The sequence below is a fragment of the Pediococcus siamensis genome (assembly GCF_047220215.1).
Lineage (GTDB): Bacteria > Bacillota > Bacilli > Lactobacillales > Lactobacillaceae > Pediococcus > Pediococcus siamensis.
In genome coordinates, this window is sequence record NZ_CP178375.1 from 533,353 (window position 1) to 550,168 (window position 16,816).

At 41.1% G+C, this 16,816-nt stretch carries 15 protein-coding genes and 2 pseudogenes; 16 read left to right on the forward strand and 1 reads right to left on the reverse strand.

The genetic code is table 11. From position 1 onward, the window contains the following. Nucleotides 1-109: 109 nt before the first annotated feature. The 11 genes from aguA to ACLJJ6_RS02590 all read left to right on the forward strand — a co-directional run bounded on the left by aguA (nucleotide 110) and on the right by ACLJJ6_RS02590 (nucleotide 11,093). Complete coding sequence (aguA, locus tag ACLJJ6_RS02540) at nucleotides 110-1,219, forward strand: agmatine deiminase (protein WP_412989890.1); 1,110 nt, start codon at nucleotides 110-112, stop codon at nucleotides 1,217-1,219. Then, complete coding sequence (locus ACLJJ6_RS02545; RefSeq protein ID WP_412989891.1) at nucleotides 1,216-2,025, forward strand: MurR/RpiR family transcriptional regulator; 810 nt, start codon at nucleotides 1,216-1,218, stop codon at nucleotides 2,023-2,025. Before aguA ends, ACLJJ6_RS02545 begins: the two co-directional genes overlap by 4 nt. A gap of 514 nt (nucleotides 2,026-2,539) precedes the next feature. Further along, nucleotides 2,540-3,646, forward strand: a complete 1,107-nt coding sequence (locus ACLJJ6_RS02550) for an ABC transporter permease (protein ID WP_412989892.1) — start codon at nucleotides 2,540-2,542, stop codon at nucleotides 3,644-3,646. Nucleotide 3,647: 1 nt separating this feature from the next. Further along, nucleotides 3,648-4,319, forward strand: a complete 672-nt coding sequence (locus ACLJJ6_RS02555; protein WP_412989893.1) for an ABC transporter ATP-binding protein — start codon at nucleotides 3,648-3,650, stop codon at nucleotides 4,317-4,319. Nucleotides 4,320-4,418: 99 nt separating this feature from the next. Continuing rightward, nucleotides 4,419-4,976 carry an NADPH-dependent FMN reductase gene (locus ACLJJ6_RS02560; RefSeq protein WP_412989894.1) on the forward strand — a complete coding sequence of 186 codons (558 nt, stop codon included), beginning with the start codon at nucleotides 4,419-4,421 and terminating at the stop codon, nucleotides 4,974-4,976. A gap of 124 nt (nucleotides 4,977-5,100) precedes the next feature. Further along, nucleotides 5,101-5,568, forward strand: a complete 468-nt coding sequence (locus ACLJJ6_RS02565; protein ID WP_412989895.1) for a hotdog domain-containing protein — start codon at nucleotides 5,101-5,103, stop codon at nucleotides 5,566-5,568. Nucleotides 5,569-5,831: 263 nt separating this feature from the next. Further along, complete coding sequence (locus ACLJJ6_RS02570; RefSeq protein WP_412989896.1) at nucleotides 5,832-6,647, forward strand: ABC transporter permease subunit; 816 nt, start codon at nucleotides 5,832-5,834, stop codon at nucleotides 6,645-6,647. A gap of 1 nt (nucleotide 6,648) precedes the next feature. Beyond that, nucleotides 6,649-7,362: an ABC transporter ATP-binding protein gene (locus ACLJJ6_RS02575; protein ID WP_412989897.1), complete on the forward strand. Its 714-nt coding sequence runs from the start codon at nucleotides 6,649-6,651 to the stop codon at nucleotides 7,360-7,362. Beyond that, nucleotides 7,352-8,566, forward strand: coding sequence for an acyltransferase (locus tag ACLJJ6_RS02580; RefSeq protein ID WP_412990415.1), 1,215 nt, complete (start codon nucleotides 7,352-7,354; stop codon nucleotides 8,564-8,566). Before ACLJJ6_RS02575 ends, ACLJJ6_RS02580 begins: the two co-directional genes overlap by 11 nt. A 16-nt stretch (nucleotides 8,567-8,582) precedes the next feature. Further along, nucleotides 8,583-10,121 (forward strand): AMP-binding protein, encoded by a 1,539-nt coding sequence (locus tag ACLJJ6_RS02585; protein ID WP_412989898.1) that lies wholly within the window; start codon nucleotides 8,583-8,585, stop codon nucleotides 10,119-10,121. After that, complete coding sequence (locus tag ACLJJ6_RS02590) at nucleotides 10,122-11,093, forward strand: aliphatic sulfonate ABC transporter substrate-binding protein (protein ID WP_412989899.1); 972 nt, start codon at nucleotides 10,122-10,124, stop codon at nucleotides 11,091-11,093. 160 nt (nucleotides 11,094-11,253) lie between these two features. Here the strand turns inward: ACLJJ6_RS02590 and ACLJJ6_RS02595 are convergent, their stop codons facing one another. Further along, the gene (locus ACLJJ6_RS02595; protein WP_412989900.1) at nucleotides 11,254-12,201 is read right to left on the reverse strand and encodes an alpha/beta fold hydrolase; all 948 of its coding nucleotides are present in this window, start codon (nucleotides 12,199-12,201) and stop codon (nucleotides 11,254-11,256) included. 225 nt (nucleotides 12,202-12,426) lie between these two features. Here ACLJJ6_RS02595 and ACLJJ6_RS02600 point away from each other — a divergent pair. From ACLJJ6_RS02600 to ACLJJ6_RS02620, 5 genes and pseudogenes are all read left to right on the forward strand, one after another. Beyond that, a pseudogene (locus ACLJJ6_RS02600) lies at nucleotides 12,427-13,503 on the forward strand (ATP-binding cassette domain-containing protein); the annotation flags it as partial. 110 nt (nucleotides 13,504-13,613) lie between these two features. Further along, complete coding sequence (locus tag ACLJJ6_RS02605) at nucleotides 13,614-14,543, forward strand: IS30 family transposase (RefSeq protein ID WP_412988322.1); 930 nt, start codon at nucleotides 13,614-13,616, stop codon at nucleotides 14,541-14,543. A gap of 9 nt (nucleotides 14,544-14,552) precedes the next feature. Then, nucleotides 14,553-15,443: pseudogene (locus ACLJJ6_RS02610) on the forward strand (ABC transporter permease); the annotation flags it as partial. Nucleotides 15,444-15,462: 19 nt separating this feature from the next. Beyond that, nucleotides 15,463-16,044 (forward strand): peptidylprolyl isomerase, encoded by a 582-nt coding sequence (locus ACLJJ6_RS02615; protein ID WP_412989901.1) that lies wholly within the window; start codon nucleotides 15,463-15,465, stop codon nucleotides 16,042-16,044. Between the two features lie 146 nt (nucleotides 16,045-16,190). Further along, complete coding sequence (locus ACLJJ6_RS02620; protein ID WP_412989902.1) at nucleotides 16,191-16,769, forward strand: hypothetical protein; 579 nt, start codon at nucleotides 16,191-16,193, stop codon at nucleotides 16,767-16,769. Nucleotides 16,770-16,816 lie beyond the last annotated feature (47 nt).

The following is a 16,816-nucleotide window of genomic DNA, read 5'->3' on the forward strand; positions in this document are numbered from 1 at the left end:
TTTTCACATCGGCGTTGACAGCTTAAGCGCTTGTTTGTAGTTTTTGAATTATAAAAATTGGATTATTAGATGACATAGTTAAGTAATTTTTGTGAGAGGGATTTTGATAATGAAACACATAACAACGCCTATTACGGATGGTTACAGGTTACCAGCTGAGTTTGAAAAACAAAAAAAAGGATATATGCTTTGGCCACAAAGATCTGATAATTGGCGGGACGGTGGTAAACCGGCGCAAAAGATGTTTAGTGAGTTAGCGGCATTATTGGCACAATATCAACCTATGGTAATGTTAGTTAATGAGTCACAATATAAACATGCACGAGAGATGCTACCTAGCAGTGTGCAAGTTATCGAAATGAGTAGTAACGATGCGTATATAAAGGATACTGGGCCGTTTTATGTAACGGCTAAGAATGGTACGATACGTTGTGAAAATTTCAATTTCAATGCTTGGGGTGGCTTACTAGATGGGCTTTATTTCCCATGGGACAAGGATAATGAATTAGCTGAGAAAATAGCTGGTCTAAATCACCTTGATTATTATCAAAGTCAGTTTACTTTAGAGGGTTGTTCAATAATCGTAGATGGTCAGGGAACGTTGATCACAACTAAAGACGTTATTTTATCTGAAGGTAGAAACAAAGGAGTAACGATACAAAAAGCTGAAAAAGTGTTCCATGACTTTTTCGGTGTGGAAAAAGTCATTTGGCTTTCAGAGGGCTTCTTTATGGATGAAACTGGCGGTGATATCGACAATATGGTAAATTTTGTTCGTCCAGGAGAAGTAGTTTTGACTTGGACTGAAGACAAAAACGATCCACAGTATCAAATCAGTCACGCAGCGCTTAAAGTTCTTGAAAAAGAGACAGATGCAAAGGGGAGAAAGCTTCGAATCCACAAACTGAATTTACCACAAAAAGCGTTGACACTTTCTTCTGAAGAAGCAAACGGGGTTGATCCCATCAATGGAATGCTTCCGCGTGTTGCTGGGCAGCGATTAACTGCAACGTACGTCAACTATATTACGTTGAATGATGTTATCATTATGCCAGCATTTGAAGATTTACAGGATTCTATTGCTCAGAAACAGTTACAAAAATATTATCCGGATCGTAAAATTGTTAAATTTCCGGCGCGGGAAATTTTAACAGGCGGTGGTGGCTTACATACCGTGGTATCAAATGTGCCAGATACTCAAGTGAGGGATAAAAAATGAACTTTTTCGAAATTGTTAATTCAAAACTCGGTTCATTAACTAAGAATGAGCAAGCACTATTTGATTATGTTGTTAAAAATATGAATAAAATAAAAAATCAAAGCATTCGCGAAGTTGCAAGTGAAACGTATGTTTCAACTGCCACGTTTTTGAGGTTTGTAAAAAAAATCGGTTTTGTTGGATTTAGTGAATTTACTACCGTTATTAAATATACAGTATTGAACGAAGACGATAATAAGGAAAATCCCATGCCATTCGAAGTGTCTCAAAGTGACTATCGGGAAGAGTATCTAAAAAATATTATTGAATCGGTTCGCGTAATGCCAACAAACAAGATGCACGAACTAACAAAACGATTAGCAGCACACCCAGAAATTTATCTATTTGCCAAGGGTGTTAGTAAACACGTTTGTGAATATATCGACTATTTATTTACTATTGCAGGCTTTACCATTCATTTTCCCGCTGATCACGACTATCGACAAGTTGCTTATAGGCAGATTCATTCTCAAGACTTAGTATTTATTTTATCTTACGATGGTAAAGATGAAGAATTCATAAAAATGCTTAATCAATTAACTGATTCCGAAAAGAGAGCATATTTGGTATCGGTTACTGAACCAGATAATAATGCAATACAGAATTTAAGTGATGTAAATTTTTATATTTTCACAGATTCAGTTACAGTAAATAATGTGGAAATCGGTTCTCGTATTTCAATGCTTGCGGTCATGGAGCTCATTTTGTATCAATATATTGAGGATTACGGTGATCGCGATTTTAATTTTAAAAAAGAGGAGCATTAGCATTAAAATCCAAATAAGGGAGTGTAATAATCTCTTTATGGTTGTCAGATGAAATACAATAATTCATTTGATGATTATGGAGGGATTTTTGTATGATCAGAGCTAAGTTCACGGCATTGGTGAAGCTTAATCTGCTTGAAGATTACCAAAAGTCGGATCTTCCAAGAGCGACGTACGAAAACAGCACAGAATCAGTCTGGATACATCTTAAAAGATGATCGATGCGTTACCAAAGCGACGGGATTGTAGGTCTTGAAACAGTTAAGAAGAACATCCACTATATCAAGGAGTTGAAGCTTACGATTGTCTTTGCCCACTTAAATAGTGAACGTTTATGGAATTGATAGACAAATATGGTCTGCATAACGCAACGTAAGCAAATGATGATGGAATTCTGCTTAGCAATCTTATGAAAATTACGCTTGTTTCGATTATAAAAATCGTTAAATTGAATGACAACATGAGACTTCTAGCTTATAGTGAAACTGTAGGAATAATGGAAGGGGACCTGCTCATGTTTTTGGCGTATAAAGAAATGCGGTACGCAAAGTTACGTTTTATTCTAATTATCGGAATTATGGTTTTGGTTGCCTATGTGGTGTTCATGCTATCTGGGTTGGCAAGTGGGTTGGCGAATGGACATAAAAAAGCAATTGCCGATTGGCATTCTCAAACAGTCGTTTTATCCGCGGACAGTAATAAGGTGGCTAGTGCCTCCATCTTGAAGCAAGCAGATCTAGCTCGTGTCCATGCTGGCGGTGCGAAAAAAGCGGCTGTGGGTATTTTTTCGTCGGCTATTCAAAAGCAAGGCAGTCATAAACGAACGAATATGACCGTTTTTGGCGCCAAAGCCACAGCATTTGTAGTGCCCAAAGTCATTTCAGGACGGCGCTACCGAAATGCGCATGAAATTATCGTTTCTAAAAATTTGAGTGAAGAAAACCACTATCGGCTTGGGGATGAAGTTCGGCTGGGTAGTTTGCATCATAAGTTCAAGATTGTGGGAATCACTAAAGCCACAACGTATGCGGTTGCACCGGTAGCCTATGCGAACCTAAATGCGTTTACGAAGTTAAAATATGGCGGGCAGCCTTTCCAATCAGATCGAGAAAAACCAATTAATTTAATTGCGGTGAAAACTAAAACACCAAAAAAGGTAAGAATCACCACTACGGCTGCTGACACGAAAGTTACTAAGATGAGCAGTGCAACGCTTATTCAAAATTTGCCAGGTTTTTCAGCAGAAAAAATCACTTTAAATACCATGATCGATTTTTTGTTCGTGGTCGTGGCTGCTATTGTAGGTATTTTCTTATATGTCATGACTTTACAGAAAACGGCGCTGTTTGGTGTCTTAAAAGCACAAGGAATTAAAACCGCCTATTTAGTTGTTTCGGTGGTGAGTCAGGCACTTATGGTTGGTGTGATTGGGGTTGCACTGGCATTTTGCTTGAGTTACTTGACGAGCTTGATTTTACCAGCGGCCATGCCATTTTCGTTAGATGGGGTGCAATGGCTTATCGACGGCGGTATTTTAATTTTAGTTTCTATTTTGGGTGGCCTATTCTCGGTTCGTACGGTAACCAAAGTAGATCCCATTAAAGCAATTGGGGGCGAATAGTATGACAGCTGTTTTAAAAATGACAAATATTCAAAAACGGTTTGGTACTGGGCATACTGAAGTAGATGCGTTGACTGATGTGAACTTTTCCATTGCAAAAGACAGTTTTGTGAGCGTCATTGGACCTTCAGGATCTGGAAAAAGTACTTTTTTAACGATTGCTGGGGGCCTACAACGCCCAACGGCCGGTAAAATCTGGATTAACGGAACCGACATCAGTGACCTGAATGAACGCCAACGGACGCAAATTCGGTTTGACCAATTGGGTTTTATTTTACAGAGCTCGAATTTAGTTCCTTTTTTAAAAGTACATGAGCAATTTCGGTTAGTTGAAAAGTTGGCGCATCATTCTCTGCAAGAGCGAACCGATCGCCTTTTAAAAGAGTTGGATATTGATCAGCTGCAACATAAATATCCAAAAGAGCTATCAGGAGGCGAAAAGCAACGAGTTGCCATTGTACGGGCCCTTTGTAATGATCCCAGCTTGATTTTAGCGGATGAACCTACGGCAAGCTTGGACTCTAAACATGCCTTTGAGGTTGTAAAAATTTTGGCAAAAGAAGCCCATGAACAACATAAAGCGATTATCATGGTCACTCATGATGAACGGATGACGCAGTGGAGCGATCAGATTTATCAGATTGAAGACGGCCATTTAGCCTTGAAAAAATAGACCTGCTTTCTTTTTTTAAAATTTAGGAGAACAAATATTGGCTTTTTAAAAATAATGTCGCTATACTTACTAATAGTAAATAAGAAAAGAGGTATTTTTATGTCAACAACAGTAGGATTAATCGTCGGAAGTTTACGAAAAGGCTCATTTACGAAGGCTGTTGCTAAACAGGCAGCAGACTTGTTACCAGAGGATTACACAGTAAAAGAAATTAATATCGGTGATCTGGATCTGTATAACCAAGATTTGGATGACGAAAACCGGGCACCAGAAAGTTGGAAAAAATTCCGTGAAGAAATGCAAACGGTCGATGCTGTAATTTTTGCAACACCAGAATATAACCGTTCGGTACCAGGTGTTTTGAAGAACGCAATTGATGTCGGTTCACGGCCTTATGGTGCCAGTATTTGGGATAAAAAACCAGCAATTATCTTGAGTGTTTCGCCAGGTGCAATCAGTGGCTTCGGTGCTAACCACCACCTACGTCAATCCTTGGTTTTCTTGAACATGCCGGTTGTGCAACAACCAGAAGTTTACTTAGGTAATGTGACTAACATCTTAGATGATAACTTGAAGATCACAAACGAAGGCACAATCAAGTTCTTGCAGAGTGCAATGGATACGTTTGTTGACTTAATTAACCGATTTAAAGATTAGATACAACCGCAAAGATTGATTCGTTCAGCGAGAAGTGTTGAACGAACCAATCTTTTTTTGTTGATGGACTTTTAAATGGGAGTTCGCTACAATAAGACGCATTAATCAAAACGAGGTGAAAATTTTGCAAACAAGTGAAACGTGCAGTGAGGCTCAATTTAAAGTCACGACAGCGGATTTGAATGATTTAGGAATTCTCTTTGGTGGCAAGACACTGGCTGAATTGGATCGCCATTTGGCAGATGCGGTGCGTAAAATAACGGCCCATAGATTTGTTACCGGCAGTGTGGATAAAGTTCGTTTTCTTCGTCCTGGTCAACTAAACGAAATGCTGACAGTTACGGCGTTTGTTTCCGGGACCCAAGAACGTGTGGCTGAAGTTTTCGGTCGTGTTTACAATGCTAAACATGAATTGCTGGCGTATGCCTTTTTTACGTATGTTTTGCTGAATAAACAAGCACGTTTTCCGGCGGTCGTTGCTGTGAGTGACTTTGAAAAGGCCCTGGCAACTAATTTTAAGCAGCGTCAGCAGACTTCCTTAACCAGTCATCTTGCCGTGCAGAATTGGCTCGCAAAAGAGAAACAAGCTTAACATTTTCTTACATTTTAATTTTCATTTTATATGTATGAACAAGCAAGAAGGAAATATTTTGTCATTTTTGAGGCTCCAAACCTCAACAGTGACAAGATATTTCCTTCTTTTTTTGTATCCGAGTATTAAATGAAAATTAATTTCAAACGCCAAACTTTTTTCATAGATTTAAAGCTTTTCCAACCATAAAAACGCCACAAAGTCCAAGTAAGCTTATTGCAACGTTGAAAATGAGTTGAAAAAAGAAAGAAGCTGATGGATAGATGGAAAGTCTTTCAAAAACACCCCCTGTTTTAGTGGCTAGGGGAAAAAGAAAAATACATTGGCAACTGGTTTTACCGTGGGTGATCCCAATCGGATTGGTTCTCGTTTGGCAGTTGGCAAGTAGGCTAGGCTGGCTTTCAAGTGCGACGCTGCCTTCACCCATTGCTATTTTTCAAGATGGGATTTCGTTGGTGCAATCAGGTGAGTTGCAGAAAAATATCAGTATCAGTCTTTTCCGCGCGTTAAGTGGCTTTGCCATCGGTGGTAGTTTGGGTTTTGTGATTGGCATCTTGAACGGCATTTCCAAAACCTCACGACGCCTAACGGATAGCACGGTTCAAATGTTTCGAAATATCCCGCATCTTTCTTTGATTCCCTTGGTCATTATTTTGATCGGAATTGGTGAAGCGGCTAAAATTTCGCTGGTTGCGGTCGGAGTGCTATTTCCCATTTACATTAATACGTTGCACGGTATACGTTCGGTAGATTCCGAATTAATTGAAATGGGACATTCCTATGGTTTGTCAAAATGGCAACTATTTCAAAAGATTGTTGTCCCGGGAGCACTCCCGACAATCTTAATGGGTGTCCGGTACGCCCTGGGGGTCATGTGGACGACACTGATTGTGGCGGAAACGATCGCAGCTGATTCTGGGATTGGGTATATGGCCACCAACGCGGAAGAATTCATGGATATGAAAACCGTGCTGCTGTGTATCGCGATTTACGCTATCTTAGGCAAGCTTTCTGATTTGATTGCTAAAGGGTTAGAAAGCTATCTGCTGGACTGGCAAAAAGCGAAGGGAGGACACTAAAATGACCGAACCATTTGTTGAACTAAGTGATATTTTTAAGGATTACGGAACTAAAAACATTTTACGCAACGTCAACTTTTCAATTCAGGCCCAAGAATTTGTGGCCTTTGTTGGAATGAGTGGCGGTGGCAAAAGTACGTTGCTGCGGTTGATTGCGGGCCTAGAGCAACCCAGTTCGGGCACCATTAAATTTCAGGATGCCCATCCAGTTGTTCGGGTCATGTTTCAAAATGACCGCTTGTTGCCGTGGATGACCATTTTGGAAAATGTGTCTTTCAAAAGTCGCCAACCAGAGCAGCAAGAAGAGGCTAATCGACTTCTTAATTTGGTCGGCTTAGAAGCGCTGGCTAACCAGTATCCTAGTCAACTTTCTGGCGGTCAGAAACAACGGGTGGCGTTGGCACGTGCCTTAATGGCCCACCCGCAGTTGCTACTTTTGGATGAGCCTTTAGGCGCCTTGGATGCTTTAACGCGACGCCAGATGCAAGACTTAATTCTAAAGATTTGTCGTGAGCAACGCTTAACCACAATTTTGGTTACACATGATGTGAACGAAGCTGTTCGCATGGCGGATCGCATTATGGTGATTCGGGATCATACCAAACGTTTTGAGGAACGCGGCAGTTCCAAAAATGATCCCGCGGCTTTGGGAATTGCGGCGGATCATGTTCTGCATGACATTATGGATGGGGAGGGGATTCGTGATGGAAACTAAAAAAACGCGTCATGGAAAACCCTACCTATATGAAGTTGATTTAATGCGGGTCATTTTTATTTTCGGTGTCTTGCTCAATCATACGACCACGGCTTTTGCAATGGCGATGACAGATGGCTTAAGTAAGACGGCCTTGCATGCGACCCATCTGTCCCTGCACTTTACACGGATGGGATTTATGTTTATGACGGGACTTGTGCTGTTTCTAAATTATTATGATCGCAATACCTCGTGGAAAAAGTTTTGGCAGAAGCGCTATTTCAGCACCGGAATCCCGTACTTAGCTTGGAATGCTATTTTATTGGTTGCCACGGCCGTAATTTCAGGTACGGTACTGACGGGTCAGAGTTTTTGGACCGCTTGGACGGATGGTGTTTTACATGGTAACCATTTTTATCTCTACTATGTCTTTGTGATTTTTCAGCTTTATTTGATTTTTCCCCTGATTATCAAGCTGTTCAAAAAGTTTCCGAATGCGCACGGGGTAATTATGGGAATCAGCTTTGTTACCCAGCTACTGTTATTAGTGGCCGTTAAATACTGGGTTCCGCATCTAGATACAAGCTCATGGCTGTATATTTTTCGGGCATACGGACTCAATATTTTGATGTATCAGGTCTACTTTTTTGCCGGTGCTTACACGGCCATTCACTACCGGCAAGTGACGCAGTTTATTATGGCACACAGCAAAGTAATTGTTTGGATAGCTGCGGGATTGGGCATAGGAACTGTAGGCCTTTATGCGTTCAACATGAACATCTTGAAGCTGCCGTATAGCCGGATTCAAACCGTTCAGCAACCTTATATTATGATCTACGCTTTAATGATGGTGGCGGTTGTCTTTTACCTTGGGAAAAAGTACGCCTATCAACGCACACATGGTCTAAATCCGTGGATAGAAAAACTGGTAGCCACGAGTTCTAAGCTATCGTTTGGGATTTATCTGGTTCAGACCATTCCGATTTTACTTTTAGACCGAATTCTGGCTAGTTTGACCAATATTCCCAACTGGCTGCTATTTATCGGCGTGCCCATAGGCTACTTATTCGTCCTAGGAGGATCGGTGCTAATTGCTTATTTTTGTTATCGCGTTGTGCCGTTTGGCATCTTAATTGGGCGACCAAACCGCAAGAAAAAACGAGTTTTGGATGCTAAACCCGCAAATTTACCACAGAAATTTATACATGCAACCCAGTCAAAATGAAAAGGATCTGATTTTTATGACAAAATTAATTTCCGCTTTAACTGCTGAATTGGCACACGATCCAAGTAAAGCGCTCTTTCAAGACGCGCAAACGGGGCGTTGGGTAAATCGTGGGCAAGTTGAAGAAGATGTTGCTCGTCTGAAGCAGCGCTTGGTGGATAACCACATTGGCAAAGGCGATCGTGTCTTGATTGCACTCGATAACTCAATTTTTTATCCCGTTTTGATGCAGGTGATTTGGGAATTAGGGGCGATTGCGATGCCGATTGCAAACACAACGCCACAAGCAGAATTACAAAACGAAATTAATACGAATCACTATGCAGCCATCTTTGTGCAAGAAAAGGCGGTAACTTGGTTAACGCAGCAAACAGACTTGCAAAAAAATTATATTGCGCTCAATACAATTGAAGAAATCACTTTTCTGTTGAACCCAAGGGCCCAAGCGGCACACAAGACTGCTAAACGTGAGGTCATTGAAGAAGATGATCTGGCCTTGATTTTGCATACCTCAGGGACAACCGGAAAGCCCAAAAGTGTCGGCTTAACGCACCGTTTACTATATAACGGTGCGCGCCACGATCGGGATAGTCACCAGATGACTGCGCAAGATACAACCTTAATTTTGATGCCAATGTTTCATGTCAATGCACAGGTTATGTCGCTACTGCAAATGCGGCTGGCCGGTGGAAAGGTGGTCATTGCCAAGAAATTCAGTGCCAGTCATTTCTGGCAACAAGTTGCTGGAGGCAAAGTGACCTGGGTATCTGTGGTGCCCACAATTATTTCTATATTAATGCTGAATAGTCAAGCAATGGCACAGTACCAAGAATATAAACAACGTATTCATTTGCGTTTTTTACGTAGTTCATCATTTGCGTTGCCTTTGAAAAAACTAACAGATTTTCAGAAACAATTTCATACACAAATTCTTGAAGGCTACGGGATGACCGAAACAGCTAGTCAATGCACGATTAATCCGCTAACAGCGCCCAAAGTCGGCTCAGCAGGAAAACCGTTTGCTACCGAATTAAAAATTATGACTGATTCTCAAACCCAGACCGCACCGAATGTAGTAGGGGAAATTGCCGTTCGTGGCGACCATGTCATTGCTGATTATTTGGAATCCCATCCAGATTCTTTCAAAGATGGGTGGTTCTTAACGGGTGATTTAGGCTACTTAGACGAAGATGGTTATCTGTTTGTTAAGGGGCGGAAGAAAGAAATGATTAATCGCGGCGGTGAAAAGGTAGCACCGGCCAAAGTCGAGAACGTTTTGAATGAGTTACCTTTCATTGCCCAAGCAGCTGTGATTGGTCTGCCCGATGACCTATACGGTGAAGAAGTTACGGCGGTCGTTATTTTAAAAGCGTCTCAGTATTCTGCCCGGTTAGCTCGAGAAGAGATTACGCTCTATACTAAGCACCGATTGGCCGGATTTGAACGACCTACAAAAATTATTTTCGTCGACCAATTTCCGTTGAATACAACAGGTAAAGTTGTGCGGCCTAAGTTACGAGAACAGTTACTAATTGCCGGGGTTGGAGGTAAATAAATGAAAAGAAAAATAAAAAAATGGCTATTAGTTTTTCTTCTTTTCTTTACTGTTGGCATTGCCACCTATGGCTATCAACAGACCAGTGCAAGTGAGTCGGGACTCAAAAAAATAGTGGTGGGCTATCAAAAAGGAGATCCGATCGATATTTCCAAAGCCCGCGGGGTGCTCGCCAAAAAAATGAAAGCTAAGGGTTACCAAGTAGTATTTAAAGAATTTCAGGACGGGACGGCTTTGATGACTGCTTTAAAGAGCGGCAGCATCAATTATGCCCGGTTGGGGGACACGCCGCCCGTTACCGCACAAGCGTCTGGGGTTAAGCTAACTTATATTGCGGCCGGATCGTCGAAAGCAAACGGATCAGGAATTCTTGTTTCTTCTAGTTCAAGTATTAAATCTGTTGCGGACCTGAAAGGCAAACGGGTTGCCTATACAAAAGGTACGAGTTCTCAGTATTTACTACTCTCAGCCTTAAAGAAGGCGGGTCTTTCTGCCAGCGACATTAAATGGGTAAATATGGATCAATCGTCGGCTAGTGTGGCATTTGCGAAGGGTAAAGTCGATGCTTGGGCAACGTGGGATCCTTATATGGCACAGGCGGAAGTGCAACAAAATGCCAAAGTTTTGACCACTGGTGCAGGTGGCATCAGTTATAATCGTGATTTTCTTGTTGCAATGAGCAGTTTTGCGAAGAAGAACACCGCGGTTAGCGGCTATCTGACAAAATACCTTTCCGAAGATATGGATTGGGCTAACACGCACAAAACAAAACTCGTGAAGATACTGATGAAATCGCTCAATTTATCAAAAAAAGTGGTAACGAAGATGGTTAATCGACGTTCGTATTCTATGGGTGCAATGACGACTAAGATTGTTAAACAACAGCAAGCCATCGCCGATACTTTTTATAAAGCTGATCTCATTAAACAGGAGGTTAAAGTTGCTAAAATTGCGACTGTCAGTCAACACTAATATAGTGATGGCAAGAGCGTTCAGTTTTAAGCCTAAGCAACAATTAAAAAGTCGATTCATCAAAGAACACCAGGAACAATAACCGAACTAGCAATAGTTCTGCGTTGTTCCTGGTGTTTTGCGTTAACGCATGAATTGACTTAGCAACAAACCTGGACAATCACGTTTGCGCCCGTGTTTTTGAGAGTGATGATTTGAGAAGGTCCGCATAGCTGAGGAAAAATTGTGGATTTGCAAATAAACACAAATGGCCAGTTTGCGGTACAATAATCAACTTTTTCATGGGCGCTTGAATTTGGTTAAAATATTGTCTGATAGCAACGGTTGGCGTAATCGGATCATGAGCCCCTTGAAAAATGATTACAGGGATAGGAAGCTGGGTAAACAGACGCTCGTAATTGAAATGATCCAGTTCTTGGTGTAAAGCTTGATAAGAGGCGATCATTCCCGAAGCAAAAGCGATTATATCGCGGATGCGATAATCAGGTGCTTGCACCATTGTTTTTAAGAATAGATCAAATACCATGTTGGCCACATCAGTGCGTTGCAGCCCACAATAGATGTTAAATTGATTTAGCTGTTTGGCAGTCCAGTCGTGTGCGTTAAATGGTAATTGCTGTAACCAATTTTTGGCAATCCCCCATCGCTTGGTATCCGCCATTGCCTGATTGAAGGCAAACTGATGGGTCGTAGGCGTCATTTGTTCGGAGGCGAGATAAAGTGCAAACAAGTTTGGTGCTTGCTGGACCATTAAATTAGCGGTGAGACTGCCGATTGAACTGCCCCACAAAATGATGGGGGTGTTTGGAAATTGCCGCTTTAATCGCCGAGTTAATTGCACGCCATCTTGGACTAAGTCTTGTAATCGGTGAGGCACAACCTTGTTTTTTTGATAGGTTTTGCCGGCACCGCGCTGATCCCAATGAACAACGGTAAATTGCGTGGCAAACTGGCAGGTCGCTGATGTAAACTTGGAGTAGGTTGACCCTGGTCCGCCATGGATAACAAGCAATAGCGGGTTGGCCCGAGATTGTCCGCACATGGTCACCCATTGTGGTAAGCCATTGAGATTAAAATAACCGTGAAAAGAAATTGCATGAGTAGCCACTTTTGTCGCCTCCAGTTCGAAAAAAATTCTTAGTTTAAGTGTAAGAATTTTTGGAGATACGAGCAACTAAAATGAATCCGTTTCCGTGTGTTTTTTGTCAGCATTCTGATTGACACGCTGCCTTTATTTCTATATAGTTAGCTAGCGTTCGATACAAACTATTGATGAGTTAACAACGGTAAAAGAAAGGGGCAACGTACCTGGGCATTTCTTGAGCTTCACGATATTCATAAATCGTATTTTCTCGGTAAAGAAGAATTCCCTGTTTTAAATGGTATTAATTTAAACTTTGAGTTAGGTGAATTTGTGTCAATTCTCGGTGAATCCGGTGGCGGTAAATCCACACTGATGAACATTATTGGCGGACTCGACCGTAACTTTGACGGGCAAGTTATTTTTAATGGTCAAAAATTGGATCATAAAAAAGAAAAACAGTTAGATAACTACCGGCGGGGGACCATCGGGTATATCTACCAATCCTACAATTTAATCAGTCATTTAAACATTGTGGATAATGTTTTGGTTTCTTTGAACATGACGACCTTAAACGGCAGTGAACGTAAGAAACGGGCTGTGGATTTACTCAAGCAAGTTGGTTTGGGTGAGCACCTTAAGAAACATCCTAATCAGCTTTCAGGAGGCCAAAAACAGCGTGTGGCAATTGCCCGGGCCCTTGCGAGTGATCCGCAGATTATTATTGCTGATGAGCCTACTGGTGCGTTAGATTCCAAAAATACTGCCGAAGTGCTGCAGTTACTAAGTGACATCGCGGCACAAGGTAAATTGGTGATTGCGGTAACCCATTCGCAAGAAGTTGCTGACCATGGTACGCGCATTGTCCACTTGGTTGATGGTAAAATCGATGGCGATCAGCGGATTAAGGAAGCCTATCCGGTACAGGCGGATAAGGCAACGTTTAAACCTAAAGTTTTATCCCGGTTATCCAGTTACCGGAATGCTTTTCAGCATTTGTCGTTTAACTTTTGGCGTAACTCGCTAATTATGATCGGAACCGCAATTGGGTTATTTGCCGTCTTGCTGTTTAGCGGGTTAGGTAATGGTGTCAATGCCTTTATTCAGGATCAAATTACTTCCATGGTAAATCCGCAGGCAGTGACAGTTTTACGTAACCCAAGCGGAAAAAAATCCAGTATGACTAAGTTACAGCAATCGATCAGTCAGTATGCGAATGATCCTTCAAAAATCTTGATTAAGGATTCACAAGTGACGCGTTTGAAACAGCTAAAAAATGTGGATAAGGTTGAACCTGGGTATCAGTTTAGTTCCTTTACTTTAAGTTATCGCAGATTATATAATTAATTCGAACACCTAAAAAAATGTAAACAAAGACCCATAGTAATGTCCTACAATGGTAGTCACCACAACCAAACCATGAAAGAAGATACATTACTATGAGCTTCTCTACTTTAACACAATTCGATCGCGGTGCCATCTACCATTTGCTAAATATCGGTTATTCTCAAAACAAAATTGCTTCCGCACTCAATGTGTCCAAATCCACCATCAGTTATGAACTCAAGAGAGTTCAGCCATATAACCCTATATTGGCACAGGCGGATGCCGAACAACAACGACATCATTCAGGAAGAAAATCAATTTTAACTCCAATGCTGAAACGCTTAATTGAGAACCATTTACGTTTGACACATTCACCTGATGAGGTCGCACATGAGCTTAGACTTTGCACTAGCTCAATCTATAACTGGATTTACAGTGGCCAAATCAACTTTAAGGCTGAACAATTGCCCGACAAAGGACAACGTCACAAACATCAAGATGAGCGTCGGGGAAGCTTTCAGGTTGGTAAAACTATTGAAAATCGTCCTCAAGCTATAAATGATCGCTCCGAATTTGGACACTGGGAAATGGATACCGTTCTTTCGTCACGAGGTGGTTCAAAGACATGTTTGGCAACATTTGTAGAAAGAAAGAGTCGTCTAGTTTGGATGATTAAAATTCCAAACCGTAGTCAGAATGCAATGAATAACGCCATTGAAACCTTCATCAGAACCTTTGGTCCAGCTGTAAAATCATTTACAGCTGATCATGGTAAAGAATTCTCAGGTTATCAACTCATTGAAGACACCTATCAACGTGAGGTATATTTTTGTCACCCTTATTCACCGTGGGAGCGTGGAACTAATGAATATTTCAATCGCAAAATTCGTTGGTTCTTTCCTAAAAAGACAAACTTCGCGAAAGTCACAGAAGAATCAATTATTGAAGCAACGGAGTTGATTAACAACCGACCATTAAAAATTCTAAACTGGAAAACTGCCATTGAAACATTCAGGGAACTATTTAGTAAGTGTTCGAATTAAACTTGTAATCTGCGTTATAATCAAAAGAATCAATCTGGATCAGGCTTTCAAACGTGGACGAAAGCTTACGCAAAAGACACTGTCAAAACTGGGCATAAACCAGGGAAAAATGAAATTGTGATTGATAAATCACAAGCGATTGCCTTAACAAGTGACAAAACGTATAAAAAGCTGTTAGGAAAATCCGTAAAATTAACTATTCCTTGGATCAACGCCGATAATAATCCGGTGCAAGTCACGGCTACTTTGAAAGTGGTCGGATTTGCAAATGGTGGCCAAGCTGGCGCCATTACATCCACCACTTACGCTACCATGAGAGCAATGCTCAAAGATGCGGATGCCACGACCGAAGCAAACTTTGTTTCCGTTAATGCAGAGAACTCCGAGGTCGTAAAAAAAGTGGCCAAAGAGGTTAATAACATCAAAGAAAATGGGAAGTATGTCATGGGTGCCATCACAGTTGGCGATATTTTGGACACTGTGAACCAGTACGTGTCAGTTGCGTCCATCATCTTAGCATCAATTGCTGGTATTTCTTTGATTGTATCCGCCCTGATGATTATTGTGACGATGTACATGTCGGTCTCGGAACGGACCAAAGAAATTGGAATTTTACGCGCTTTAGGAGAACGACGTAAAGATATCCGGCGGTTATTTACGGCTGAATCGGTCTTTATCGGGTTATTCTCGGCAGCATTATCACTAATAGTTGCCTATGGCGCAAGTATTTGGTTAAATCAGGTACTTTATAAAATTGTGAAGTTCAATATGGTGCAGATTACCTGGGGAAATGTTGCGGCAACGATCATCATTGCCATCGTGATTTCTTTCATTGCAGCGTTACTACCAGCACGACGAGCTTCACGATTGAACACCATTGACGCTTTATCAGCAGATTAATAAAAAGGAGAAGAAGCATATGAGTTATCCACAACTAGATTTGGCAAATGTTACCGGACCTAAGGCAACCATTCGGACTAATTACGGTGAAATCGAAGTCCAGTTATTTCCGGAACAGGCGCCTAAAACGGTTGAAAATTTTGTTACCCTTGCGAACCAAAATTACTATGATGGCATTATCTTCCATCGCGTTATTCCAGATTTCATGATTCAAGGCGGAGATCCTACGGGAACAGGCGCCGGTGGTCAAAGTAGCTTTGGCCATGAATTTGAAGATGAGTTTTCAAATGAAGTTTTCAACCTCAAAGGTGCTTTATCAATGGCCAATGCGGGCCCCAACACGAATGGTAGCCAATTTTTCATAGTTTCTAATGAGCACATTCAAGAGGATATGTTGGGAAGTATGGGTCAAGCTGGGTATCCAAAGGAGATTATTGAAGCCTATAAACAAGGCGGCACTCCTTGGCTAGACCATCGTCATACCGTGTTTGGCCAGGTGATCAAAGGATTAGATGTGGTCGAAAAAATCAGTAATGTCGCTCGAGATTTTCAAGATAAACCTAATCAGGATGTGACGATTCAGTCGGTTGTGATTAAGTAATTAATTACGTATGTACTTTCACTATTTTCTGAAAGTACATATTTTTTTTGAAAATTTTGCGTGTATTTTCATTGAGAAAACGGTTTAACATCAAATAATAACTGATATAATGAATTTTATTAACGTTATAGGGGAGGTCAGGTGCGATGGACTACAAGTTAGTTGCCTGGGGGATTGGAATCTTAATTTTAGTGGTGCTGATTATTTTTTATTTTTCGTACTCTAAGTACGCTCGACAACGGGTGGAAAGGCATACGGTTAATGGCTTGGAACGTGTGATTAAGAGAACAAGGTTGATTTTAATTGTCCTCGTTTTAATTTTAGCGGGAGATTTAGGGTATGGCTATTTTGCACCGCATAAGAGTTTAGGACAGATTAATTTAATTGAGCGGACAAGTCAAACTTTTCAAAAAGTGAAGGATAAATTCTTTGATCGTAAAAAGAAAAGTTCTGCGGCGCCAATTAAAAAGACGAAACAAAAAGTGGTCAAAAAGTCGACTTCCGGTATGACCGGGAAAAAGGCGGTAATGATTGTCAAGAATTATTATGCCAAACAGGGAACAGAAAAAGAGGTGGAAAAATACCGTTTTATCAAAACCAAGATGAGCCGGGTTTCCAACCAAAAGGTGTTTGAAGTGGGTGGTTATCAAACCAAAAATGGACAGTTGGTGCAAGTCCATGATTATGAAGTTAACAAAAAGGGCAAATTTGACCTACTTTATTAATGTTACAATTGTGTAACAAACACGCGTGAAAACATCTATGAAAGCGT